This is a genomic window from Chryseobacterium nakagawai (assembly GCF_900637665.1).
Classification (GTDB): domain Bacteria; phylum Bacteroidota; class Bacteroidia; order Flavobacteriales; family Weeksellaceae; genus Chryseobacterium; species Chryseobacterium nakagawai.
This window is the reverse complement of sequence record NZ_LR134386.1, coordinates 1,770,559-1,793,791: the sequence shown is the minus strand read 5'-3', so window position 1 is coordinate 1,793,791 and position 23,233 is coordinate 1,770,559. Positions and strand designations below refer to the sequence as shown.

Here is a 23,233-nt window from a genome sequence, read left to right as displayed (position 1 = left end):
CGCAACACGACAATTAGTTGACTTATGGCTTTTCCGACATGCTACACTCCCCGTCGGGTTTCCCGTTCGGATAAGTCGGCTGTTGATGGGCGTTATAAACACTTGCCCAGTGGTTGCCAAACCACATTCACTATATGCCCTTATGGGCGCACCAGATATTCTTCGGTAGATACCTCGGTCGCATAGACTGCAGAGTGTGTTCCACCCAGTCCAATCCAAACTTCTTTATACAATCTTCTCGGATCGTTATTCATATTGATGGACAAAACTTGAGACTTTTCTTTGTCGGTTAATCCCAGCATCGCCTGAATATCATCGAACTTGTTCATATACTTCCTTTGGTCAAGAAGAATCTTACAATCCGAATTATTAATGATACTTTCTTTCACAATCGGTGACTGAATGATATCATCAACTTCCTGAGTTACTACAATGGCTTCTCCGAAAAATTTCCTGACGGTCTTGAACAGGTACTTGATATACTCAGCCATCCCCTCCTTGGCAATGGCTTTCCAGGCTTCTTCAATGAGGATGAGCTTTCTGATACCTTTGAGTCTCCTCATCTTATTGATGAAAACTTCCATAATGATGATGGTCACAATCGGAAATAGGATCTTATGATCTTTGATTGCATCGATTTCAAAAACGATGAAACGTTTGGATAATAAGTCCAGCTGCTTTTCTGAATTGAGCAGATAGTCATATTCACCTCCTCTGTAGTAAGGTTCCAGCACATTAAGAAAGTTGGCAATATCAAAGTCTTTTTCCCTGACTTTCTTTTGCTCCAATACTTTCTGATAATCATCTTTGACGTACTCATAGAATCCGTTGAAAGAAGGATGCTGGTCATCGGTTTTAATTCTTTCGATATATCCGCTGACTGCATTGGAGAGTGCCACTTCCTCTGAACGGGTTGGTGGTTCATCGTCTCTTTTCCACAGGGTCAGAATCAAGGTTTTTATACTCTCCCTTTTTTCAATGTCAAAAACGCCGTCATCAGTATAGAATGGATTGAAAGCGATAGGATTGTCCTCGGTATAAGTAAAATAAACCCCGTCCTCTCCTTTGGTCTTTCCTTTAATGAGTTCACATAATCCCTGGTAGGAATTTCCGGTATCTACAAGAAGGACATGCGCTCCCTGCTCATAGTACTGTCGTACCATATGGTTGGTAAAGAAAGATTTCCCACTTCCTGAAGGACCAAGGATGAACTTATTTCTATTGGTTATAATTCCCTGTTTCATCGGCAGATCTGAAATATCCAGATGAATAGGCTTTCCAGTCAGGCGATCAGCCATCTTGATCCCAAAAGGTGATGGTGAATCCTGATAGTTGGTCTCTTCTGTGAAAAAACACAAAGCAGGTTCTATGAATGTGTAAAAACTCTCTTCACTAGGAAAATCGCCTGCATTACCGGGAATTCCTGCCCAATATAAAGTAGCTGTATCCGTGGTATTATGACGGGACTTACATTCCATCAAGGCTAGCGCACTACCTGTATCATTTTTTAATTGTTTGAGCTCATTAGGATTGTCAGACCATGACATCACATTAAAATGAGCACGAACAGATTGCAGACCATAAGAATGTGCTTCATTTAAATACTTTTCAATCCATTCCTTATTGATCTGATTCGCTCTACTGTATCTCGCAAGCGAATGCATATTCCTTGCAGATTTTTCAAACTGGCGGAGGTTCTCATCACTGTTGTCAATAAATAAATATTGATTATAAATATGATTACAGCTTAGCAGAAGTCCCACCGGAGAAGCAAATGACAGAAGGCAGTCGGTACGATCGGTGCTTAACTTTTCATAACGGCTGTGTGATGAAACAGTACCTGGCAAATCCTCCGTATCCGATAAGGTATGCATACTAATCCGGTTGTTACCAATTCTCATTTCTTCTGAGCCTAATTTGATGTCCTGCAATGACGGATGGGTTTCACGGGATAGAGTCAGATACTGTTCCAGTAGTCCTGACCTCTCGGAAGTTCCAGCTATTTCATCTTCTGTCATCCTTTCCAAATGGATATAACCGCTGTCATTGATAATCCGCTCCAGCTGATCGACCGCTTCAAGAAAACGACCAATGACTTCTTTGTCTTTAATCTCTTTTGGAATCAGTTTTCCTTTACAGAGTGATGAAAAGTTGCTCTGCATCCGCATTCTCTCCTTACTTGTTTTTGTGATAAACAGGTAGCAGTAATGATTTAAAAAGGGCCTCTCATTGAAATGCCTTTCAAATGATTTGGAAAGAAAATTCTGGTCTTCTTGTGACAAATCAGGATTGTAGTTTTCTTTCATAAACCAGTCCTGTTTGTGAACGATGGTGAAATCCGGGAGTGTTTTAATCGCTTTAAACCAAGCGGAATGCATGGCTTCATACTCAGCGGAAGCGACAGTAAACAGTTCGGGGAGTCTGACCTTAAAGCAAACCGTAACATCAGCGTCTTTTGAAATGATACAATCATTTTCAATCGCAAGCAGTGGAAATTTACTTTCCAAGGTTGCTGCTTTGGAAGAATTTCTCATATGTTTGTTCTTTTACGGTTAATTTTCAGATACCGATAAATACTCTTTCGACTGATGATGTATTTTGGATGCTTCTTGTGTGCGCCTAATTTCATCAGACCATGTTCCCCGTATTTTCTATTCAGTGCGAAAGTCTGCCAGGTAAGAAGTCCACTGCTGAATCCTCCGAGAATTAAACACAGATAGGTATTGACGCCTGCCATATACATAACCATGATACAGATCAATATTCCTAAGAGTCCTCCACTGAAGATAAAGAGGTATTGCGCTTTAAGTCCCTTGAACTCTACCGTCCTTCCTATTCCTTTATTGATATGATAGGTATTCATAGTCGTCATTTAAAGGAAGAATGAGCGAAGAATGGTTGCGGCAACAATTAAGAAGATACATGCTCCAAACCAGCTGGCAGCAGTTTTACTGGTATCAGGGTCACCGCTGCTGAACTTGTTATAGACTTTTACGCCTCCGATGAGTCCGACGACTGCACCGATGGCGTAAATTAATTGTGTAGCGGGTTCAAAATAAGAAGTGACCATCTGTGTAGCCTCATTGATTCCGGCTGAACCATTGCCTTGACCAAATACCGAATTAATTGTTACGAATGTTAAAATTGCGTACAGCAATTTTTTTCTTTGTTTTTTCATAATGAATAGATTTTTGATTATGAAGCCCGCACTTTACGGGCTTGATGACAAAGATGTCCGAGTCTAGGTACTCAATAACAGGAATGGCAGTGGATGGACTCTTTTGGCTGTTAAAGAACCGTGCGCCAGTCAGAATTCCTGTATAAATAATTGTAAATTTGCAAGGAATTTCAAAAAAGAGAAATCATGGATAAAAGGTTCACAGATATTATTGAGCTCATCAAACAGTCTCGTAACAATGCGATAAGAAAAGTCAATGAGGAACTCATCGACCTATACTGGAATATTGGTGAGTATATCAGCAAAAAGGTAGATCTGAGTGAATGGGGACAATCTGTGGTTAAAGAACTTTCTCAGTTTATCCAGACTTATGAACCTGAACTAAAAGGTTTTTCGGATAAGAATCTTTGGAGAATGAAGCAGTTTTATGAGACTTACAAGGAATTTCCAAAAATCTCAACACTGTTGAGAGAAATCAGCTGGTCTCATAATCTGTCCATATTCTCCAGATGTAAATCAATCGAAGAAAGGGAATTTTATATCAAGTTGACCAAACAGGAAAATTATAGCTTCCGGGAGTTAGAGAGACAGATATCCAGCAGCCTTTTTGAAAGAACGATGATTGGAAATTCAAAACTCTCAACAGTGTTGAGAGAAACTAACGCTGATATAGTCAATACATTTAAAGACAGCTATGTATTTGACTTTTTAAATCTGCCTGAAACATTCAATGAAAATGATCTCCAAAAAGGTTTAATTGAGCAGATGAAAAATTTTATCCTGGAGTTAGGACGGGATTTTCTTTTTATCAGCGAAGAGTACAAAGTACAGGTCGGAAATTCTGATTTTTATATCGATCTCTTATTCTTCCACAGGGGGCTGCAATGCCTTGTCGCTTTCGAACTGAAAGCAGATAAATTCAAACCCGAACATCTGGGTCAGCTTAACTTTTATCTGGAAGCGCTGGACAGGGATGTTAAACGTCAGAACGAAAATCCAAGCATCGGCGTACTGCTTTGTAAAGACAAAGACAGCGAAGTAGTAGAATATGCGCTGAGTAGAAGTCTTTCTCCGACAATGGTTTCTGAATACAAAACGCAGCTTCCCGACAAAAAGGTTCTGCAGAAAAAACTGCATGAATTGTTTGATAACAGATCTTAGTTGAAACTTCTTAATAACAAAAGGGGAATTTGCCTAAACAAACTCCCCAATATCGAAACCTTCAACACCATCTTTGTAACTGGAAGATATGCCTTCAACATCATTCGAAATGCTCTGACTTAACAAATTTGAAATACGCTTCGAAGCCTCCCCCAACGAATTCTCCAAAAGATCAAAAAGCTCGGTCCCATGAATTTTTTGAATTATAGCAACTGCTTGCTGTTCTAAATCAGGTTCCAGCATTTTCCGCTGTAACAGCTGACCCGCAGTACTCAATTCCTGAAAGGTAACCCCTGTAGCAAAACCGCTTTCGATATTAGAGTCCTGATACTTCCAATCCTCTTCCTCCTGCCCCCAATTATCCTTGATTAGAATATCATCAAGGTTTTTATTCTCGGTTACATCCTCAGCTTTCCCGTCTCTGGTTTCTGATTCAAAATTATCTTCTGCTAATGAAGTAAATTCAAGGTGGCTTTCAGTGGCTTCAACTGGCCAACCTTTTCTTTTTGTTTGCTTAATATCTCCCATTATCGGTGGAGAACTTTTCTTAGTATTACCCCTATCTTTCGCACGGACATTGACTGGGAATCTTCTGTCGAGAAGAATTAGAATGATAGCGATTAATAAACCTGTAATGATTATTTTTTCCATAAAATGATATTAAAAAATGGGACGGTATTTTTTATTGAAATCATCAGTAATTTCCTTTTCAAACATTTCGAAATGATACGCCAGTATATTATCCAGATAAGCATACAGAGAAATCTGGTCATCGGCAATGATTTGAATAATACGCGAGAGGCGCTCGTGATATTCAGGACGGATATAGATACTTTTATCACCCCGCTTAGTCATTGTATGATGAGTAAGAAACTGCTCAACATAACTTAAATCTGATGTTTTTTTATTCTTCAACTTATTTTTTGCTTCACCCTTCTCCTTTGGAGGATCATCAGTTTTTGAAATAACTTCCTTCTTAGGACTTCCTGCCATAATGGACATCAGATATTGTTCATCGATCCCCCTATCATCATTGTTATTTTTTTCATATTCCATACTCTTATAGTTTTACAATTCCTAAAAATTCTTCTACAAATTGATCCAGCCTGCACTGAGCTAACAATTTAGGATCTGCAGGCAGTAAAGTCGATCGGAAAACAGTCTTTGTAATAGCCTCTCCTTCCTTTCTAAATCTTTTACTGTCTGTAATGCTTGTTTCCATAAGTGGCAGCCCTAAATCTGAAATCACTTTACTGTAGTTTTTGTAGAGCAACGTCCGTTCTCTTCCATCCACCTGATTCCAGAATAGATATACAGCCCGAATTCCCGTTTGAGTTTCTTTCATTAATACATTGGTCAGAACATGGGTGAAACTTAGCGTACTTTCCAGCACAACACGATCCGCAGTAATGGGAGAAAAAATATAATGGACATTCGTCAAAGTTTTTAAAATACCGGCGGTATTCACAGTTCCCGGCAGGTCTAAAAATATAGCATCAGGAATTATTTCGGAGCCATCAACATAAGCATCCATATCCTCTAAAACTTGGTCGGCTTTACTCTGGAAAATGGGATACGCTTTTTTATTAATACTCGTAAATTGTTTGTGAGCGATCTTTTTTAAAATCTCATTCTGCATCACCATTTTTAAATCCCGCTCTCTCATCTGGAGTAAACTGTACTGTGGAAAGTCACAGTCAAAAACGGCAACATGATACCTCATCCGATAATGAAGAATACTTGCTAGAAGTGATGTAAAAGTGCTTTTTCCTACCCCTCCTTTTTGAGTGGAAAATGCAATAATGGTAGGTTGCTTTTTTGTTTTCATTTTGCTTGATTTTGGTTATACATAATTGGGACGAAAGACTGATTGACAGCCCCTGGGCAATACATATATCAGGTTCCCCGTACAGCTTTCAGTGCTACTGGACGGAATTCCCTAAAGCTGTATTGACTTCAATCAGTTCTGGCTGAATGCCATTCATCCTGCAATCCTGAAAAATTGCTTTCCTGAAGACTATCTTTCACAGAGACTATCTTGACGGCCGGAATTCCGGAAGGCTGACATGCAAGGGTTCTGCTGTTCAGGATTTCTATCAGATCTGCAGTCAGGAAATCCCGCCCTCAATCTGATACAAATGAATACGATTTCTTCTTCGAAATATTCTTAATGGTCGTTTTTGGCTTTAAGTGACTGTCTTTGACTTTCTTTCTAATATTGTCCCTACAAATGATTCTGGTTTACTTTGTTTCATAAGACTAAGGAGTTTTTTGGAGTTGGACTGTTTTTAATGCTTTAAAGTATTAAATATATTTTCTTACTGAAATTTCCTTTCACCTGAAAGGAGCAAGTTATGTTTTGAGTGCCTCATAACTTTTTTCGTGCCTCAAAACAACTTGCCCTGGCTGGGGCTTTAAAAACCACTCCAAAGTCGTGATTTTACTAATATTAAATTAAATGCGATGGATGTAAATAAAAAAAGCAAAGGCGGGCGTAAGCCCAAGATGAATCCAAGTAAAAACAGATATGTATTTAGACTTACGGATGAGGAAAATATAAAGTTTTTAAATTTATATGAGGTTTCCGGAATGAGTAACAAAGCGAAATTTATTACAACAATTTTATTTCAGAAAGAATTAAAAATTGTAAAAGTTGATATTTCAACAATAGATTATCATACCCAATTGACCAAATTCTTCTACCAATTCCAGTCGATTGGAAACAATTATAATCAGATTGTAAAAATTTTATACCGAAACTTTTCTGAGAAAAAAGCGTCTTTCTATCTCTTTAAACTGGAAAATCATACCAGAGAACTAGCTTTAATTGGTAAGCAGATTATAGAACTCACCAAAGAATTTGAACAAAACCATATTCAAAAAAATTCTGAAAAATGATCGCTAAAATTGGAAAAGGTGAAAACCTATGGGGTGCTCTTACCTACAATCAACAGAAGGTGGATAACGAAAAAGGAACGGTTTTATTCACTAATAAGATTCCTGATTTGTGGGATCGACCTTATTCGGTTAGATTTTTTCATCAGTATTTTGAACCCTACTTGATTGCCAATAACAAAACTGAAAAACCGGTAAGACATATCTCACTTAATCCTGATCCTGAAGATAAGGTTAATGACAAAGATTATCGGGAAATGGCTCAGCAATATATGCAGGAAATGGGTTATGGAAATCAACCGTATGTTGTTTTTAAACATACTGATATTGACAGAACTCACATTCATATTGTGACCACCTGTGTCCAGATCGACGGAAAGAAAATATCAGATCGATATGATCACCCCCAATCAATGGAAACCTGCAGAAAACTGGAAAGACAATACAACTTAAAAGTTGCTGGTGAGAATAGAAATTTAAATCAAAACTCTATTTTTAAACCTATAGATTATACTAAGGGGAATATCAAAACACAATTATCCTCGATACTACGACACATTCCTCAAACCTACAGCATTCAAAGTATAGGTGCATATAACGCTTTACTCTCTCAATTCAATATCTCCTGTGAAGAGGTTACTGGAGAACTGCACGGAAAAATGAGACAAGGAATCGTCTATTTTGCAACGGATAAAAATGGAAAAAAAGTAAGCAATCCTTTTAAATCATCCCTTTTTGGTAAGCATGTAGGAGTAGAAAATATTCAGGTGCTTATTGAGAAGTCAAAAGTGAAAATGAAAAATAATCCTTCAAAACTCATTCTTAAAAGAACTATAGAAACCGCTCTCAGTACAAGTAAATCGGAAGCTTCTTTTAAGACTCAACTTTTGGAACAGGGAATCGCTACGGTCATACGAAAGAATGATGATGGGAGAATATACGGAATTACATTCATAGACCATAACTCCAAATCTGTTTGGAATGGTTCACAGTTGAGTAAAGAGCTTTCAGCCAACGCATTCAACAAACTATGGAATGAGATAGAAACAAAGCCTGAAACCAATTCATATAATAGATCTAACAATGATATATCGCTTGAAAAATCTTCAGAACATTTCTTCAACAATAACAGCTACGAAGTATTTGACGGATTTTTTAGCGGATTATTGTCTTCAGGTCCTCATGAGGATCAAGAGGAACAAATTTTTGAATCACAAATGAAAAAGAGACAAAGAAAAAGAAGAAAAAAATAATATTCTTTTGATAAACTACCTTTATAATTATACTCTCAGAGCCATAGTCAGCCATTGTATTCTTGCAACGGCACATTCATAATTAAGAATGTGCAATCCTGTATTTATGCGTCTAAAATGTGATATGCAGGGTGAAGACGATTTAAGAGGGCTTGCCAAAATCATGGCATTTATGCGAGCGGTCAGTATTATTATGGTACTAATGCATCTGTATTGGTTTTGTTACGGATTTTTTGCACAGCAACAATGGACACTGGAACTCATCAATAAGATTCTTTATAATTTTAACAAAACAGCAGGGTTATTTTCTCATACCATATACTCTAAGCTGTTCGCAATAGTTTTACTGGCTTTGAGTTGCCTCGGAACAAAGGGAGTCAAAAATGAAAAGATCACTTGGAAAAAAATTAGTATTGGTTTTTCTATTGGTTTTGTCTTATTCTTTTTAAACGCAATTATTTTACAACTTGATACCAGCTTTTCAGCTCTGCTTTATATTCTATCTACCTGTTCCGGATACATCTTCTTGATGCAAGCAGGAGTCTGGATAAGCCGTCTACTCAAAACAAACTTAATGACCGATGTTTTTAACAATGAGAATGAAAGTTTTCAGCAGGAAACCCAATTACTCTATAATGAATACTCTGTTAACCTTCCTACACAATTCTATTATCAAGGGAAGTGGCATCAGGGATGGATTAATGTGGTGAATCCTTTTCGTGCCACCATTGTCTTAGGAACTCCAGGTTCAGGAAAATCCTATGCTGTTGTCAACAACTATATCAGACAACATATTGAAAAAGGATTTTCCATGTATATTTATGATTTTAAATTCGATGATTTGTCTACTATTGCGTACAACCATCTTCTCAATCATTCTGATGCTTATACTGTAAAGCCGAAATTCTATATCATCAATTTTGACGACCCCAGAAAAAGTCATCGATGTAATCCCTTAAATCCTAATTTTATGACGGATATATCGGATGCATATGAAGCTGCTTACACTATTATGCTGAATCTGAATAGAAGCTGGATACAAAAACAGGGCGATTTCTTTGTTGAGAGTCCCATTATATTGTTAGCTGCCATCATATGGTTTCTTAAGATATATAAGAACGGTAAATACTGTACTTTTCCACATGCTATTGAACTGCTTAACAAAAAATATGAAGAGGTCTTTACGATATTAACCTCTTATTCTGAATTAGAGAACTACCTATCTCCTTTTATGGATGCATGGCAAGGGGGTGCCCAGGATCAATTGCAGGGGCAAATCGCTTCTGCAAAGATTCCTTTGTCAAGAATGATCTCACCACAATTATACTGGGTAATGACCGGAGACGATTTTTCTTTGGATATCAATAATCCCAATGAGCCTAAAATTCTGTGTGTTGGAAATAATCCTGATCGTCAGAATATTTATTCTGCTGCTCTTGGGCTATACAATTCGAGAATTGTGAAGCTGATTAATAAAAAAGGACAGTTGAAGAGTTCGGTGATTATTGATGAGTTGCCTACTATTTATTTCAGAGGCCTAGATAATTTAATTGCTACTGCCAGAAGTAATAAAGTTTCCGTATGTCTTGGATTCCAGGATTTTTCTCAGTTGACAAGAGACTATGGAGATAAGGAAAGTAAAGTCATTCAGAATACGGTCGGCAATATTTTCAGCGGTCAGGTGGTTGGGGAAACAGCAAAAACGTTATCTGAACGTTTTGGAAAAATACTGCAAAAAAGACAGAGTATATCCATCAATAAGAATGATACGTCCACCTCTATTTCTACCCAATTGGACAGTTTGATACCTGCTTCGAAGATTTCTACCCTGACCCAGGGATTTTTTGTCGGTGCTGTATCTGATAACTTTGATGAAAGGATTCAGCAGAAGATTTTTCATTCCGAGATTGTTGTAGACAATGTTAAGCTTTCTCAAGAAATGAAAAGCTTTCAGCAGATACCACCGATCCGATCCTTTATTGATGAAGACCGGAATGATTCTATGACCAGGCAGATTCAGGATAATTACAGAGAAATTAAGTCAGATATTCTCAATATCATCAAAGATGAAATGGATCGAATAAAAAATGATCCTGATTTGCAACATTTATTGAAATCGGATTAAAGAATGAAACCTCAAATACCATACGATTTGAGGTTTCCATTTATATGTATGTATGTTACTCAGCATCGCTGTTCATAAAATATTGATTCAAATTGTCACTCACCAATTGAAGGAATTTGGTTGGTCCCTGTTTTCGGTTACGGATTTCAAAGATGGTTTTATGAAAGTTACCTAAATCGCAATCCAATGACTTTTCTGTAAATTTTATGACTTCGCTTAACTCTATATTACCGCCGTTAAAACAACGCATCTGGTAAAGTGCATAGATAAGCTCTATAAGACCGACCTTTGATCCCGACCAGCTCAAAGGAGAAAATACTTTTGTGGTAAAGTTATCATTCGAATTTTCAATTTGCTTTTTTAAATACTGATCAAACTGCTGATTGGAAATAAATCTGGCGATCATATGATCGTGGGATGTTGTAAAATTCGGATCATAATTATAAAATCCGGATGATAGCTTCATTTTTAGGTCGTAGGAATTGCGAACAAATATTTTATTATCAAGATAGGTTGCTTCCCGTTTATAGTAGCTGTAAAATTCAGAATGCTCCAAATAAAAGTCTTTCAATTTTTCCTGTTCTGCTTCATAATATTTTTTTAAGGTCTTATTTCCGGCAGCCGGTTTATGAGATTCAATATCCAGTACTGCTGAATAATAAATAAATTTTGCAATAAACTGCGGTTTCAGTTTTTTAAAAAAGAATACTTCTTCAGCAATATGATCAAAATGATGGTTGGAAACCAAAAGTTTTAATTTCCTTATTGACTCATCAATAATAAGTAATGCCTTTTCTGAAATTTTGATCAGATCATTTCCGTCAGCATTGACTTCGTTAATCTTTAGGTCCAGATCCTCCAATAACTTCGAAGCTCTTTTAAAAATTGTTTTTGTTACCATGTCCTTTTTTAAGAAATTTACAAAAATTACCTAAAGCACGACTTAATCAACTAATACCCAGCTCCCTTTTCCGATTCTTTATATAATCAGTAGGTCTGATCCCATTGATATCAAAGAACAGATTTGAAAAGTTCTGGCGTGCCGCTATACCGCATTCATCAGCCAAAGCCTCGATAGTATAATTTAAATACTTACTGTTGGTATTTAGTAGATTAGTGATATAATTAATTCTCAGTTCAGCCATGTATTTATTAAAATTTACCCCTTTTTGTTCATTGATATAAACCGAAAGATAGTGGGAATTGGTTCCCAGCTTTAAAGCAATACTTTTCTGCGTAATCCCTTTCTTTTTGAAATGTTGCTCCTGCTCAAACTTCTGAAGCTTTTCTTTTATTTCTAAAGCCATTTCCGGGGTAAGAGAAGTCTTTCTTACAGGCAGTTCTATCATTTCTTCTCTTAAAATATCATTCATATTATATTTTCCTTCAGCAATTCTCTTTTGAAGAAGCTGATATTGTTTTTTTATCTTTTGATCTCTTCGATACCGGACAACAAAAAAACCAAGAACTACACTTCCTGAAGCAATCAGTATCTGAGCCAATACTATTTTTTTAGTACTGGATCTCTCGATTTCTTCTTTTGCATCCATCAGTGTACGTCGGTCAAAATCTTTATGAAGTTTCAAAGATAAATAGGGAAAATCTTTACTGATTAAACTGTCAGCTTTTAAAAGCTGATTGGTATAGTACAGTTGCTTTTCTAGGTCTTTATCTTTATAATGATCGATAAGATAGTGATAACTCTTATAAACCTCTGGAAGTATAAAATCATGTTTATTGAAAATAGAATCTATTTTGTTATAACATCCTACAGCCTTATTTACATTATCCTGTGCTTCATAGGTTTTACCCAGATAATAATATACTACAGAAGCCCAAGCAAAATCATTTCTCTTTAGAATATTGGGTAAAGATTTTTGCAAGTGATCCTGAGCATCAACATAATCTTTATGATGAAATCTGGAAATTCCTATGCATTTTAGGAAATAGCTTTTTTCAAGTACAAAATCATTATTATTGGCAGTTATCCGATAACCTAAATTACTTAAACTATCACTCTTGGCAAAATGATGCAGATATCTGTTAAGTACAGTCAATTGATGTAAGCAGTTGAGATACGCCTTCTCATAGTTAAACTGTTCATTTTCATGATGGTTTTCATTCAACTTTGACCTGTAAAATGAAGTACATTCAAGAAAATGCTTCATGGCGTCATCATAATAGCCCAAATGACTTTTTACAATTCCTAAATGATAAAGGACTTTATACCTATGGTACTCATCTTTTGAGCCTTTTGAATGCGTATAGGCTTTAATGTATTCATTTAAAGCCAGCTTAAATTTTTTTTGATAAAAATAATAGATGATTCCCTTGCTTAAATATTCTTTACTGATGTCATCTTGGCTTCCATGCTGCAAACTGACAGTGAGTGCGCTGTCAGCATACTTAATCTTGTTTTTATAGTCAAACTGTCTTGCATCTCTATACCCTTGAATCAGCTTTGAAAAATTATTTTCGTTTTTTGCTTTCTCAATGTACAGTTTTACATAAGGCATTGCATGAATGTCATCTATTGCCATTTTTTCATAAGGCTTTCTAATTTCACTGAAAGTTTTTTCATCTTTCTTTTGTGAAAATAAAAATTGCGAAAAAACAGGAAATAAGATGAGAAAGCAATAAAACTTTTTCATAGACTGATATTTAGAACCTCACCATCTCAAAAATAAACATTTATGTTTTAAATAAATCAAATTTCAATGAATTAAATAACAGAAACATAAAAATCCTGTAAAACATGCAAATACAGCCACTTAAACTCTGATATCCGCATGTAGTAATTTTAAAATTGAGACGTAACAATTTTAAAATAGCGCCATATAACAGTTTTTTTTAGCTCATAAGCCGGATAATTTTGACATCAGAATTCTAATATAATCCGGCCGGGATAACCCAATTAAAATTATCAAAATGAAAAAGTTTATCCCATTTTTTAGTATAATCATCGTAGCAGTTTGTCTACAAAACTGCACCCATCGAGATGAAGATATGATTTCAAATAGTGAATATATTGAAAAATCAGAGCCCACAATAAATGGCTTAGTAATGAAACAGGATTCTGCTAAATCCGTAGAAGTCATTGAAGATCCTGGAACAAAAGATCCTCCTGTCAGAGACGGTGATAATTGGCGGCTTACTCAGGATTAAAAACAAAAAAATATGATTCCTCATACCTCCATAACAGTTGTTACAGGCTTACCATGTCCAAAGAGTGGCATCTGGGAAAGTATGGGGAATTTCAAAACAACTGTAACCCTCTTTAAAGGTGAACCGATGCCTGAATATTGCGGATGGAAGATTAAATGGAGATTGGTTCAGGTCTGTTAAACCTAATAATAACATACCATGAAAAACGTACAAACTATCTTTATCAAAACTGTTTCCTGCTTTTTTATTCTATTGTTTGTTTATGCAAGTGTGAGCAAATTGCTTGATTTTGAAAACTTTCAAATACAGATTGCTCAGTCACCTTTACTAAGTGCTTATGCAGGGGGTATTTCTTATGCTGTTATTATTGTAGAATTAATTATTGTACTGTTATTAACTTTTCCAAGCAGGAGATTAATCGGATTATACTTATCAACTGCATTAATGTCAGCATTTACGATCTATATATTTCTCATTCTAAATTACAGTGACTTTGTTCCTTGTTCCTGTGGAGGAATCCTGGAAAAAATGGGATGGACTGAACATCTGATTTTTAATATTCTTTGTGTAGCTATAGGAGGTCTATCTGTTCTCATCATGGGAAGAGCAAATCATAAGACTTACCGTAAAACAGCATTGATCTTAGGAATTTCCAATATTTTGAGTTGTATTCTTGTCATTGTTTTGTTTTTTAAGTCAGAATACATTATAAAACAGGAAAACAATTTTACAAGAAGGTTTCTGATGCATCCTATTTTAAAAGTAAAAAGTATGGATCTGGAGAACCATTCATTTTATTTTGCTGGTGCTAAAAATGAAGAGCTTTACTTAGCTAACCGAAGCCTCCCTCAAAATTTATTAGCAGTTGATTCACTTTTAAAAAAAGCTGTAAATACAAAGATTGATCTGGAACTCAGCAAATATCCTTTTAAAAAAATTGAGATTAAAGTTAAAGATCACCATTATTATATCTATGATGGAAATGTACCCATCATATTAAAAGGCAAATTAGGTGATGTAAAAAGCAAAATAATCAGTTTTAACGATGCATTTTTTAGCCAGCTTGAAATTATTGACAGTAATAGAATTGCCATTCGCACCCTCTCATCTCAAACCAGGAATTTAACGCTGGGAACTATTTTAATCAATCACAATGGTAAAAATCAGGTGACACTGCATCCTGATTTACTTGAAAAGCAGTTGGATGGTTTTTTTGATTCCGACGGCTATCTTTCATCTGATCCTATAAGACCAACTGTCAGCTATATCTACAGTTACAGAAACCAGTTTCTTGTCATGAACCATTCAATGCAGCTTATTCACAGATGGAGAACTATTGATACGACTAAAATCGCACAGATTAAAGTAACATCGCTGTCCAATGGAAAATCTAAAATGTCTAAACCTGCACTAAAAGTTAACGGGCATGCGATCGTATACAGAGGTCTGTTATTTAATCCTGCTCAATTAAGAGGGAGACATGAATCTTTAAACAGATGGAAGGAAAGCAAAGTTATTGACATCTATAATACCGAATCTCAGGAATATATTGGCAGTATGTACATCGACAATATTAAAAATAATACCATGTCAGATTTTAGAATTACCGATGAGCATTTGTACGCAATTATTGGAAATCAGCTGGTACAATATAAACTTACCCAGCCCCTGAAAAAACATTTTAAAAACGGGGAAGCCGAAAACCGTGTTTCAGAGTAGGCAGCAAATCAAATATTTTTTTATTATGAAAAAAATTCTTTTTCCTGTCATCCTGGTAGCACTGGGAACAGGGTCAGCTTTTGCCACCATGTTGGCAAAGAAGAGTACACGAGCTTTAGAGCCGGCTTACAGAATTGTTAGCTTAGGTGGTGGTCAGTTCAAATGTGAGGATGCTGATCAGGAATGCAGCAATATCGTTTCCGGTGATGTCTGTGAATGGGCATTGGATACCAGCGTTGAACTGCATAGAATCGGTTCAGGCACGATGTGTGGAACGCCACTTTATAAAATTCCTTAGTGCATTGTATAAAGTATTAATTAAATGAGGGACGCTATTCTGCGTCCCTTTTCATTTCTTTATCGATCCATCCTATATCTTTCCGGCTTTTCAGGTGATAGTCCCACCATTCTAAGATTTTAGTATTAAGATCCCTGATGTCTTCGGAACTTTTCTTGAAGGTGTGTTCCTGATCTGCATACATCAGTGCCACCACCTTTTTTCTGTTTCTTAATAATCCCATATAGAAGCTCATGGTTTGCGTTGGCGGAATATTCGTGTCTTTCTTACCTGCCCAAAGCAATACAGGTGCGTTGACTTTCTCAATAAAATTGATGGGATTATTTTTATAATACAGGTCCTTATCCTCTGAAAAAGAAACTCCCATTGAAAACTGCCCTGTTTCAAATCTTGAATAGTCTGCTATTTTAAACAGTTCATTAAATGAAAAGTAAGTATTCATAATATCACTAAGACCTGCCCCCGAGACATAGGCTGCGAACCTTTCTGAATGGGTAGCGATAAAGTTGGTCTCATAACCACCAAATGAGTGTCCTGTCAAACCCATGCGTCTGAAATCAATATTTTCATTTTCCCGAATCGCATCTAATCCAGAATGAACACAATCAAGCGCCGAAATTCCCGGCCCCCTTCTATCTGAAACAATGTCCGGTTGAAAAACCATATAACCGTTCTCAAGAAGCAGTCGAATATTGAATCCACTGGGTCCCCAGGCGGGATACAGGTATTTGTTGAATTCATCATGCTGAATACTGTATACCTGTACCACCAAAGGATATTTTTTTGTCTTGTCGAATTTAATGGGATAATATAGAACTCCTTTCAGGTCCTTACCTTCACTGTTGGTGTATGAAATAACATTCTGCTGCAAGTCTATCGCTTCTTTATCATGAAGGTTGGTTGTATAAAGTACCTTCTTTTGACCTGATGACTTGCTTTTGCTGTACAACCGTGGAGACATGTTGTAGTTTTCTTCGATCGAATACATTAAATCATGCTTGTCCTTTTGCGAGAACATTTTAATCCTGTTGCTGCTGTACGGCATTATTTCTTTGAGCTTACCTTTATAAAAAGAATAATATCCGGACTCATTATGATTTTCTCTCCTGATATGCAGCATCAACGGCTGTGACATTTCAATAGTTCGTTGTGTTATCTTAAAAGATTCCATCTGATGAATCATTTTTCCACTGTATTCATAAAAGCTGATTTTGCTGTTCTCTTGTTTAAATGCTGTTTTTAACACACCTGTTTCCAGGTGATAATTGATCAGTCGGTCTCCTGCCGTAAAGAGCAAACTGCCATCAGGCATAAAGATAGGATAGCTTAATGTTCCATTATAATCGATCATTTTTGTCTGCTTTAACAGATGATCGTAGACCATCCATTGATTCTTATACATCAGAAATCCGATGGTGTAACGACTGTCCTTTCCTATGACCATTTCTGAAGCATTCTCAAAAACAAGTTCAGATTTGTTTTCTAAAAGGTCATATCGATATACATTCAGGCTTCTAAATCCACGGTAATCATTGTCCTCCCTGGCATTATACGTCCAAAAATAACGTGGATGGTCTGTCGCTACATAAACCTGCATTGATTTAGGAGGGATAGAATGAACTTGATTATTTTTAACATTCCATACCATATACTGATGCTCAATCAGCCCCTGGTCCTTATTGCGCAGATATTTGTCTCCTCCATACCATATTTCAAGTTTTCCAGTTTTCTCGGGGAGGTTCCTAACGGAAATATCAATCAAAAAAGTTTCAGAATGACCTGCTTCAGTTACTTTCATGTTTTGGGCATCTCCCAGACTGATCCGGTTGTTATGAAACAGCTGCCCGTCTGATACTCTCAACAATCTTATCCTGATCTTTCCATTAGGACCTATTTTTTCTTTTACAACAATAAATCTCTCTGATTCTAAAAGATCCATCGCAACAATGTTAGTTGCAGTGGAATAAAGCAATTTCATAGTGCTTCCATTCCAATTCAATATTTGATGAAATCCTCCCCTTTCAGCAAGGATATAAACCTGTCCCTGCTCCGAAATAGTATAGTTCAATGTTCCCGCCTCATGGTGAAGCACTTTTCCTTTGGTATTATAGATTTTCAGATTTTTATCAGTACCCAATATGACATATTGCTTCAGGGTTTCATTGACATTGCATCGCTGTACACTATCATAAATTTCTCTTTTTTTGGACTTCAGCTCAATTAATTCAGCCCTGCCCGGTCCTGAAGCAAAGACCGTATAATTGTTCAGAAAACTGATGTTGCTCTTTTTTAAAATGGTATCGGATGGAATGACTGCTGATTGGCGGTCAAACACAAGAACTGAATCAGAATTATTCGCATACATTTTAGTCACCAAAACGAATCTCTGATCTTCAGATACCTTCATCTGACCTATCATCGTTGAGAAATGCGACATCCACTGGTCCAATTCCTTAATCGACCTCTGTGCATTAAAGCAATGCAGAGAAAACAGCAGAATAATTAAACAATATGCTCTCATTAATACCCTAAATTTTGAGGATTCAGATGGGGATTCAGCAGCAGTTCCTGTTGCGGAAGAGGCCATACTTTATGTTGATCTTTCCAGTTGGGTTTGGTCTGCTGTAGTTCATTAAGCTTTCCTGCTCTTTTCAAATCAAGAAACCGATGTCCCATTTCTGTAAAAAACTCTTTTCTGTTTTCATCAAGGATTTCCTCAAGAAGCTGCTGTTGTGTAACAGAACTGCCTAGCAATGGCTGTCCTGCCCTTTGTTTGATCGGGTTAATAAACGGTAGGGCCTCTGACATTTTATTTTGTTGAGCCAGAGCTTCTGCCAACAGCAAATAGGCCTCTTCCAGTCTGAAGACAATGGAGTTTTCTATGGAGTTGGAAAACCTTGCTTTGTATTTTTCAGCTCTGTACCAGGTGTTGCCCCCAACTGTAACAGATCCCATCCAATATTGCTTTCTAAGATCTCCATTCTGAAACGAGCTGACCAGAGATGCGGAAAGTGCCATGGAAGTAGGAGCAACATTGACAAAATAGTAAATCGTTGCTTCTCTCACCGCATCCCCATTGTTTTTAGGCTTGAGCTGCCAGATAATATGGCTGCCGTTTTTAAGAAAGACCTTGGTGATATCATTTTGAAACTGATACAGCGGACTCTGAACTACTTTTTTCAAGGTGGCTTCTGCCTCACTCCATTTCAGCTGTTGCATCTGAACTTTGCCCAGAAGAAGCTGGGCTGCTTTTTTATTAATATAGATGCGTTCATTATTTTGGTATGTATCAGAAAGCAGTTCAATAGCTTCCTTCACATCAGATTCAATTCTCATCAGCACTTCTGCAGAAGGTGTTTTTGAAATACTCTGATTGATCATATAATTGGTGGTCACAGGAAAAGGAATATCTCCATAAACCTGCTGGACATAGAAAAAGAGCAAAGATCGGATAACCAGGGTCTCCCCTTTTATCCTTGCTTTATCAGCTGCCGGAATATGATCTGCTCCTTCCAGCCCTTCGAGTATGGAATTGCTGACATATATTTTCTGATACGCAGCATTCCAGAACGAACTGACAAACTGGTTGGAATCAATCTGTGTATTATTGGATAATTCGGGCAGTCCATTAGTGGCATTGACTGCATAGTAGGTCAGGTCATCAGTATAAAGCCCCAAAAGCCTTCCGCTTTGATCTCCCGTAACAGGTGATGATTCCCACAATCCGGCATACAGTCCAGATAATACGGCGTTGGCAGTCTGAGTATCACTGAAAACGGTTTCTGACAACATCTGATTGTCAGGCAAATCCACTTCCAGCATTTTTTCACACGATATAGCGGTACTCATCAGATAGATGAGCACAGCCATTATTATACTATTGAATATTGATTTCATTGTTTTTGTATTGGGTTAAATAATATGACGGTCTTTGGTTGCCGTTAAGCATTCATCACAGCGTAAGTTGAATGCCCAATGAATATGTTTTCAAAGGAGGCAGGAATCCAAAAGAGGTCATCTCGGGATCAATTCCAAAAAACTTCGTCCATGTCCAGAGGTTCTGCCCCTGAAAATAAAGTTTTACTTCCCTGAAAAGACCTGAGTCCAAAGAAAGATTATAGGTAAGCTGTACATTCTTAAGCCTTATAAATGAAGCGTCAGAAACACTGGCATCACTATTTTGAAAAAGGCTGTGCGAAGAATTTGACGTAGAGCGGTACGGCATATAAAGGCCATTGGGATTCGAAGGCGACCATACATTCAATGCCTCTACCGGGAGATTCGCCATAATCCCCGGAGAAGACATTGCTGAGTTATAGTTTCGGCTCAGTTGCTTTACAAATTGCAACAAAAATGAAAAGTTCCAGTTTCGGTAGCGCAACTCATTGCTTAGCCCTCCGTAAAACTGCTGTCCAAGATTTCTGATCACCTGCCTGTCATCCGGTGATGCGATCTTTCCGTCGCCATTGAAATCGGTAAAATCATAGACCAAGGTAGTAGGATTTACCCCCTGAAGCTGGTAGAGTTTAACAATATTTACAGGCTGTCCGATCACATAAGTATTGGCATAGGATGAACCTTCAAGTCCCGGAAAGGAAATCAGCTTGTTTCGGGGAATGGTGATATTGAAAGAACTTTTCCATGAAAAATTTTTCTTATTGATAATTTCTCCGCTGGCCTCAAATTCAAATCCTGTATTCTGAATAACAGCATCCAGATTGGCCAGCACACTGCTGAATCCCGTTACTGAGGAAAGCTGATAGCCTACCAATTGATTTCCTGAGCGGTTTCGGTAATACGCAGCACTTAGGTTAAGTCTGTTGTTGAACAATCCCAGTTCAAGAGCAGCTTCTGTTTTGATGGTTCTTTCCCAGCTGAAATCAGGATTGTAGAGTTTTGTTGGAGCCAGTCCTGTACTGCCGTTGTAGATGAGGTTAGCCGTAGCAAAGGTATCGAGGTATTGGTAATCCCCGATATTATCACTTCCCGATGAACCATAACTTCCTCTCAGCTTTCCAAAACTGAGCCATGAGATGTTCTTCATAAAATCTTCTTCCGAAAACAACCATGCTGCCCCAACAGCACCGAATATTGCATATTTATTATTGGGTCCAAATCGGCTGCTGCCGTCTCTTCTTCCAGTGATGTTGAGAATGTATTTTTTATCATACTGATAGTTGATTCTGCCGAAAAAAGCACCGTATCGGTATTCAGTACTGATCTGGTCAAGGACGACCTTATTGATTGCAGCACCTATATTATAGATAAAGGCATTACTCTCAAAACCAGACCCCTGAATTTCACCTCGGTCTGAAACATCTCTTTGATAAGTACCTCCCACCAGGATATCAAATTTATGTTTACCTGCTCTGTACATCCAGCTTATCTGGGGTTCTATCACCATAGACAGTCTGTTCTGGTTGGATTTTGAAGACATCGAATTGAGAGGTGTTGCCCCAGCAGAAGGGCTATACGCCGTACTCGGACGAAGTGACCATTCTTCAAAAGTCTGATAGGTTAAACCTCCATTGAGTTTGAGCTTAAAGTTGTCAAAAGCTTCATACTCCATACTGATATTGTTAAGGAATTGCAGATTGTTATTGGAATAGGAGTTCTCAAAAGCCGCTGCGGGATTCGTAAACGTATTGTTTTCCCAGTTAAGGTTACCTTCCGCATCATAAAGAGCAGGTGCATTGGGAGCCAGAATATACGACTGTCTTGTCGCATCAGAGGTAATCAGGTTATTGTCTGTTGCTGTAAAAATATTGGATGAGTTAAAACTGAATTTTCGATCAGCAGACCTGTGGCTGATATTTCCTGAAACAGTACTGGTTCTGTACCTGAAATCCCTGCCAAACACCGTGGTTTGTTCATTATGACCAAGACTGAGCAGGAAATTGGTATTTTCACTTCCTCCACTGAGTGAAAGCTGGGTATTTGACAAAGCCGCATAATGACCAGTCAGTTCCTTTCTCCAATCGGTATAACGGTTGGAGTCCCAAGTTCCGTTGATGTCATAGGCGTTAGTAGGATAGACAGAGATATTGCTGTTGGCAAATGCCTGCTTTCTCATATCAAGATACTGAGCAGTATTCATCATTTTGAGGTTTGAAATGGCATGGCTCAGACCATAGGAAGAGTTCAGGGTCAGTTTTAAATTTCCTTTTTTTCCTTTTTTGGTGGTCACCAGCACTACTCCATTAGCACCTCTTGAACCATAAATGGCGGTAGCATCTGCATCTTTAAGGATCTCGAAACTTTCAATATCATTAGGATTGATGCTGTTCAGTGGATTGATATCTGCATTGGGAAGGATACTTCCTGCATAAGAAGAACTGATTCCCGTACCCACCGGAACACCATCAATAATATAAAGCGGCTGATTGCCATCAATGACAGAATTGCTTCGGGTTCGAAGACTATTTCTGCCTCTGATCTGAATATCAAATCCACCTCCGGGAGTTCCTGAATTCTGGGTAATACTGACTCCTGCCATTCTTCCCTGTGTTGCTGACAGTACGTTGGTGACAGGCTGATTTTCGATATCTTTTGCTGAAACTTTGGCAATACTACCGGTTCTTTCTTTGTCTTTAACCTTGTAGTAGCCGGCGTTGAGAATAACTTCTTCGATTCCCTTTACTTTTTGTTCTAAGCTGATATTGACGACGGTCTGATTGGTGACTGTGAATTTCTCTTCTGCATAATCAGGGTGTCTGAACAATAGGATGGGATTTTCTGCTGAAACCTGCAATGTGTAGGTTCCGTTATTAGCGGTTATCGTTACCTGATCACTACCCTCTTGGGAGATCACAACCCCTGAAAGAGGTTTACCTGATGAGGTGACGGTACCGGAAATTGTACGGGTTTGGCCTTTTGTACCAATGCTGACAGCGGTAAACATAAGGCCAAAGAAAATACCTCCTATATGGTAATAGGAATTTTTCATAGATTTGTAAAGGTTTTTAATTTTCTAAAGATTAATTACTGAACTACGCTCTTTCCTGATGTTTTAGTCGACTGACAGGAAGGGGCTTTTTACATTCTTCTGTTTTTAAGTTGAGTAGTTTTTTTGATTCATTTTTAAAATAAAGACTTTCCTGATGCCCTTTGGTATGAAAAAGGACTGGTGAGTTTCTGTAAGCAGTGACCATAAGGCACCGGAAAGAATTTAATATGAATGAAATCTGTGTTCCCGTGTAAGCTTTTTAAAGCCGCAATAGGTTGTACATTCCTATTGTATCATGTAGTCTGATACTATGTTTAGGAAGCGGGCTTAGATTTTTTATGTAGAAAAGAGCAACTTCATTAGAAAAAACGGCATGGGAACTCTACAATATCTGATTCGAGGTACTGGTATACCCATCCCAAGATAAGAGAGACCCACGCCTAGGTCGTGAGCCGCTTACTTATTATCTCAGGGATTTAAAAATTACCAGTTT

At 37.5% G+C, this 23,233-nt stretch carries 19 protein-coding genes; 8 read left to right on the top strand and 11 right to left on the bottom strand.

Going from position 1 to position 23,233, the window contains the following annotated elements; translation table 11 throughout:
- Positions 1–140: 140 nt before the first annotated feature.
- From EL260_RS08210 to EL260_RS08200, 3 genes are read right to left on the bottom strand one after another with little or no spacing between them, the layout of a single operon-like run.
- Positions 141–2,534: a TraG family conjugative transposon ATPase gene (locus tag EL260_RS08210; RefSeq protein ID WP_123859689.1), complete on the bottom strand. Its 2,394-nt coding sequence runs from the start codon at positions 2,532–2,534 to the stop codon at positions 141–143.
- Positions 2,531–2,863 (bottom strand): DUF4133 domain-containing protein, encoded by a 333-nt coding sequence (locus tag EL260_RS08205; protein WP_034692366.1) that lies wholly within the window; start codon positions 2,861–2,863, stop codon positions 2,531–2,533. Before EL260_RS08205 ends, EL260_RS08210 begins: the two co-directional genes overlap by 4 nt.
- A gap of 9 nt (positions 2,864–2,872) precedes the next feature.
- Positions 2,873–3,178: a DUF4134 domain-containing protein gene (locus EL260_RS08200; protein WP_034692230.1), complete on the bottom strand. Its 306-nt coding sequence runs from the start codon at positions 3,176–3,178 to the stop codon at positions 2,873–2,875.
- 186 nt (positions 3,179–3,364) lie between these two features.
- On the opposite strand from EL260_RS08200, the gene EL260_RS08195 reads away from it, so the two are divergent.
- Positions 3,365–4,339, top strand: a complete 975-nt coding sequence (locus EL260_RS08195; protein ID WP_123859688.1) for a PDDEXK nuclease domain-containing protein — start codon at positions 3,365–3,367, stop codon at positions 4,337–4,339.
- A gap of 33 nt (positions 4,340–4,372) precedes the next feature.
- On the opposite strand, the gene EL260_RS08190 is transcribed toward EL260_RS08195, so the two are convergent.
- The 3 genes from EL260_RS08190 to EL260_RS08180 are packed head-to-tail and all read right to left on the bottom strand — an operon-like array spanning position 4,373 to position 6,167.
- Entirely contained in the window at positions 4,373–4,990 is a 618-nt protein-coding gene (locus tag EL260_RS08190; RefSeq protein ID WP_123859687.1) for a hypothetical protein, read from the bottom strand.
- Positions 4,991–4,999: 9 nt separating this feature from the next.
- Positions 5,000–5,395 carry a DUF3408 domain-containing protein gene (locus tag EL260_RS08185; RefSeq protein WP_034692228.1) on the bottom strand — a complete coding sequence of 132 codons (396 nt, stop codon included), beginning with the start codon at positions 5,393–5,395 and terminating at the stop codon, positions 5,000–5,002.
- Positions 5,396–5,399: 4 nt separating this feature from the next.
- Entirely contained in the window at positions 5,400–6,167 is a 768-nt protein-coding gene (locus tag EL260_RS08180) for a ParA family protein (protein WP_123859686.1), read from the bottom strand.
- Between the two features lie 635 nt (positions 6,168–6,802).
- Between EL260_RS08180 and mobA the strand changes: the two genes are divergently transcribed.
- From mobA to mobC, 3 genes are all read left to right on the top strand, one after another.
- Positions 6,803–7,237, top strand: coding sequence for a conjugal transfer protein MobA (gene mobA, locus EL260_RS08175; RefSeq protein ID WP_123859685.1), 435 nt, complete (start codon positions 6,803–6,805; stop codon positions 7,235–7,237).
- A complete protein-coding gene (gene mobB / locus EL260_RS08170; RefSeq protein WP_123859684.1) occupies positions 7,234–8,487 on the top strand; it encodes a conjugal transfer protein MobB in 1,254 nt (417 codons plus the stop codon). The genes mobA and mobB overlap by 4 nt, the downstream gene beginning before the upstream one ends.
- Before the next feature lie 124 nt (positions 8,488–8,611).
- On the top strand, positions 8,612–10,612 hold the full coding sequence (mobC, locus tag EL260_RS08165; protein ID WP_123859683.1) for a conjugal transfer protein MobC: 2,001 nt from the start codon (positions 8,612–8,614) through the stop codon (positions 10,610–10,612).
- A 55-nt stretch (positions 10,613–10,667) separates the two neighbouring features.
- Here the strand turns inward: mobC and EL260_RS08160 are convergent, their stop codons facing one another.
- Together EL260_RS08160 and EL260_RS08155 are read right to left on the bottom strand one after the other, a co-directional pair.
- Positions 10,668–11,513, bottom strand: coding sequence for an RteC domain-containing protein (locus EL260_RS08160; RefSeq protein WP_123859682.1), 846 nt, complete (start codon positions 11,511–11,513; stop codon positions 10,668–10,670).
- Positions 11,514–11,559: 46 nt separating this feature from the next.
- Entirely contained in the window at positions 11,560–13,263 is a 1,704-nt protein-coding gene (locus tag EL260_RS08155) for a helix-turn-helix domain-containing protein (RefSeq protein WP_123859681.1), read from the bottom strand.
- 277 nt (positions 13,264–13,540) lie between these two features.
- Here EL260_RS08155 and EL260_RS08150 point away from each other — a divergent pair, with 277 nt between their 5' ends.
- The 4 genes from EL260_RS08150 to EL260_RS08140 are packed head-to-tail and all read left to right on the top strand — an operon-like array spanning position 13,541 to position 15,794.
- Positions 13,541–13,777, top strand: coding sequence for a hypothetical protein (locus tag EL260_RS08150; RefSeq protein WP_123859680.1), 237 nt, complete (start codon positions 13,541–13,543; stop codon positions 13,775–13,777).
- 12 nt (positions 13,778–13,789) lie between these two features.
- Positions 13,790–13,957, top strand: a complete 168-nt coding sequence (locus EL260_RS25510; protein WP_164466612.1) for a hypothetical protein — start codon at positions 13,790–13,792, stop codon at positions 13,955–13,957.
- Between the two features lie 18 nt (positions 13,958–13,975).
- Entirely contained in the window at positions 13,976–15,496 is a 1,521-nt protein-coding gene (locus tag EL260_RS08145; protein ID WP_123859679.1) for a DoxX family protein, read from the top strand.
- Between the two features lie 25 nt (positions 15,497–15,521).
- A complete protein-coding gene (locus tag EL260_RS08140) occupies positions 15,522–15,794 on the top strand; it encodes a hypothetical protein (protein ID WP_062652783.1) in 273 nt (90 codons plus the stop codon).
- Between the two features lie 34 nt (positions 15,795–15,828).
- Here the strand turns inward: EL260_RS08140 and EL260_RS08135 are convergent, their stop codons facing one another.
- The 3 genes from EL260_RS08135 to EL260_RS08125 are packed head-to-tail and all read right to left on the bottom strand — an operon-like array spanning position 15,829 to position 22,740.
- Positions 15,829–18,381 (bottom strand): alpha/beta hydrolase family protein, encoded by a 2,553-nt coding sequence (locus EL260_RS08135; RefSeq protein ID WP_228445371.1) that lies wholly within the window; start codon positions 18,379–18,381, stop codon positions 15,829–15,831.
- The gene (locus EL260_RS08130) at positions 18,315–19,691 is read right to left on the bottom strand and encodes a RagB/SusD family nutrient uptake outer membrane protein (protein WP_123859678.1); all 1,377 of its coding nucleotides are present in this window, start codon (positions 19,689–19,691) and stop codon (positions 18,315–18,317) included. The genes EL260_RS08135 and EL260_RS08130 overlap by 67 nt, the downstream gene beginning before the upstream one ends.
- Positions 19,692–19,746: 55 nt before the next feature.
- On the bottom strand, positions 19,747–22,740 hold the full coding sequence (locus EL260_RS08125) for a SusC/RagA family TonB-linked outer membrane protein (protein WP_123859677.1): 2,994 nt from the start codon (positions 22,738–22,740) through the stop codon (positions 19,747–19,749).
- Between the last annotated feature and the right edge of the window lie 493 nt (positions 22,741–23,233).

What these genes read in the sequence shown, in the direction of transcription:
- EL260_RS08145 (WP_123859679.1), top strand. Translation starts at nt 13,976, where the DNA reads ATGAAAAACGTACAAACTATCTTTATCAAAACTGTTTCCTGCTTTTTT.
- EL260_RS08125 (WP_123859677.1), bottom strand. Translation starts at nt 22,740, where the DNA reads ATGAAAAATTCCTATTACCATATAGGAGGTATTTTCTTTGGCCTTATG.
- EL260_RS08210 (WP_123859689.1), bottom strand. Translation starts at nt 2,534, where the DNA reads ATGAGAAATTCTTCCAAAGCAGCAACCTTGGAAAGTAAATTTCCACTG.
- EL260_RS08185 (WP_034692228.1), bottom strand. Translation starts at nt 5,395, where the DNA reads ATGGAATATGAAAAAAATAACAATGATGATAGGGGGATCGATGAACAA.
- EL260_RS08195 (WP_123859688.1), top strand. Translation starts at nt 3,365, where the DNA reads ATGGATAAAAGGTTCACAGATATTATTGAGCTCATCAAACAGTCTCGT.
- EL260_RS08200 (WP_034692230.1), bottom strand. Translation starts at nt 3,178, where the DNA reads ATGAAAAAACAAAGAAAAAAATTGCTGTACGCAATTTTAACATTCGTA.
- EL260_RS08180 (WP_123859686.1), bottom strand. Translation starts at nt 6,167, where the DNA reads ATGAAAACAAAAAAGCAACCTACCATTATTGCATTTTCCACTCAAAAA.
- EL260_RS08135 (WP_228445371.1), bottom strand. Translation starts at nt 18,381, where the DNA reads ATGGCCTCTTCCGCAACAGGAACTGCTGCTGAATCCCCATCTGAATCC.
- EL260_RS25510 (WP_164466612.1), top strand. Translation starts at nt 13,790, where the DNA reads ATGATTCCTCATACCTCCATAACAGTTGTTACAGGCTTACCATGTCCA.
- EL260_RS08150 (WP_123859680.1), top strand. Translation starts at nt 13,541, where the DNA reads ATGAAAAAGTTTATCCCATTTTTTAGTATAATCATCGTAGCAGTTTGT.
- EL260_RS08205 (WP_034692366.1), bottom strand. Translation starts at nt 2,863, where the DNA reads ATGAATACCTATCATATCAATAAAGGAATAGGAAGGACGGTAGAGTTC.
- EL260_RS08160 (WP_123859682.1), bottom strand. Translation starts at nt 11,513, where the DNA reads ATGGTAACAAAAACAATTTTTAAAAGAGCTTCGAAGTTATTGGAGGAT.
- EL260_RS08130 (WP_123859678.1), bottom strand. Translation starts at nt 19,691, where the DNA reads ATGAAATCAATATTCAATAGTATAATAATGGCTGTGCTCATCTATCTG.
- mobA (WP_123859685.1), top strand. Translation starts at nt 6,803, where the DNA reads ATGGATGTAAATAAAAAAAGCAAAGGCGGGCGTAAGCCCAAGATGAAT.
- EL260_RS08140 (WP_062652783.1), top strand. Translation starts at nt 15,522, where the DNA reads ATGAAAAAAATTCTTTTTCCTGTCATCCTGGTAGCACTGGGAACAGGG.
- mobC (WP_123859683.1), top strand. Translation starts at nt 8,612, where the DNA reads ATGCAGGGTGAAGACGATTTAAGAGGGCTTGCCAAAATCATGGCATTT.
- EL260_RS08155 (WP_123859681.1), bottom strand. Translation starts at nt 13,263, where the DNA reads ATGAAAAAGTTTTATTGCTTTCTCATCTTATTTCCTGTTTTTTCGCAA.
- EL260_RS08190 (WP_123859687.1), bottom strand. Translation starts at nt 4,990, where the DNA reads ATGGAAAAAATAATCATTACAGGTTTATTAATCGCTATCATTCTAATT.
- mobB (WP_123859684.1), top strand. Translation starts at nt 7,234, where the DNA reads ATGATCGCTAAAATTGGAAAAGGTGAAAACCTATGGGGTGCTCTTACC.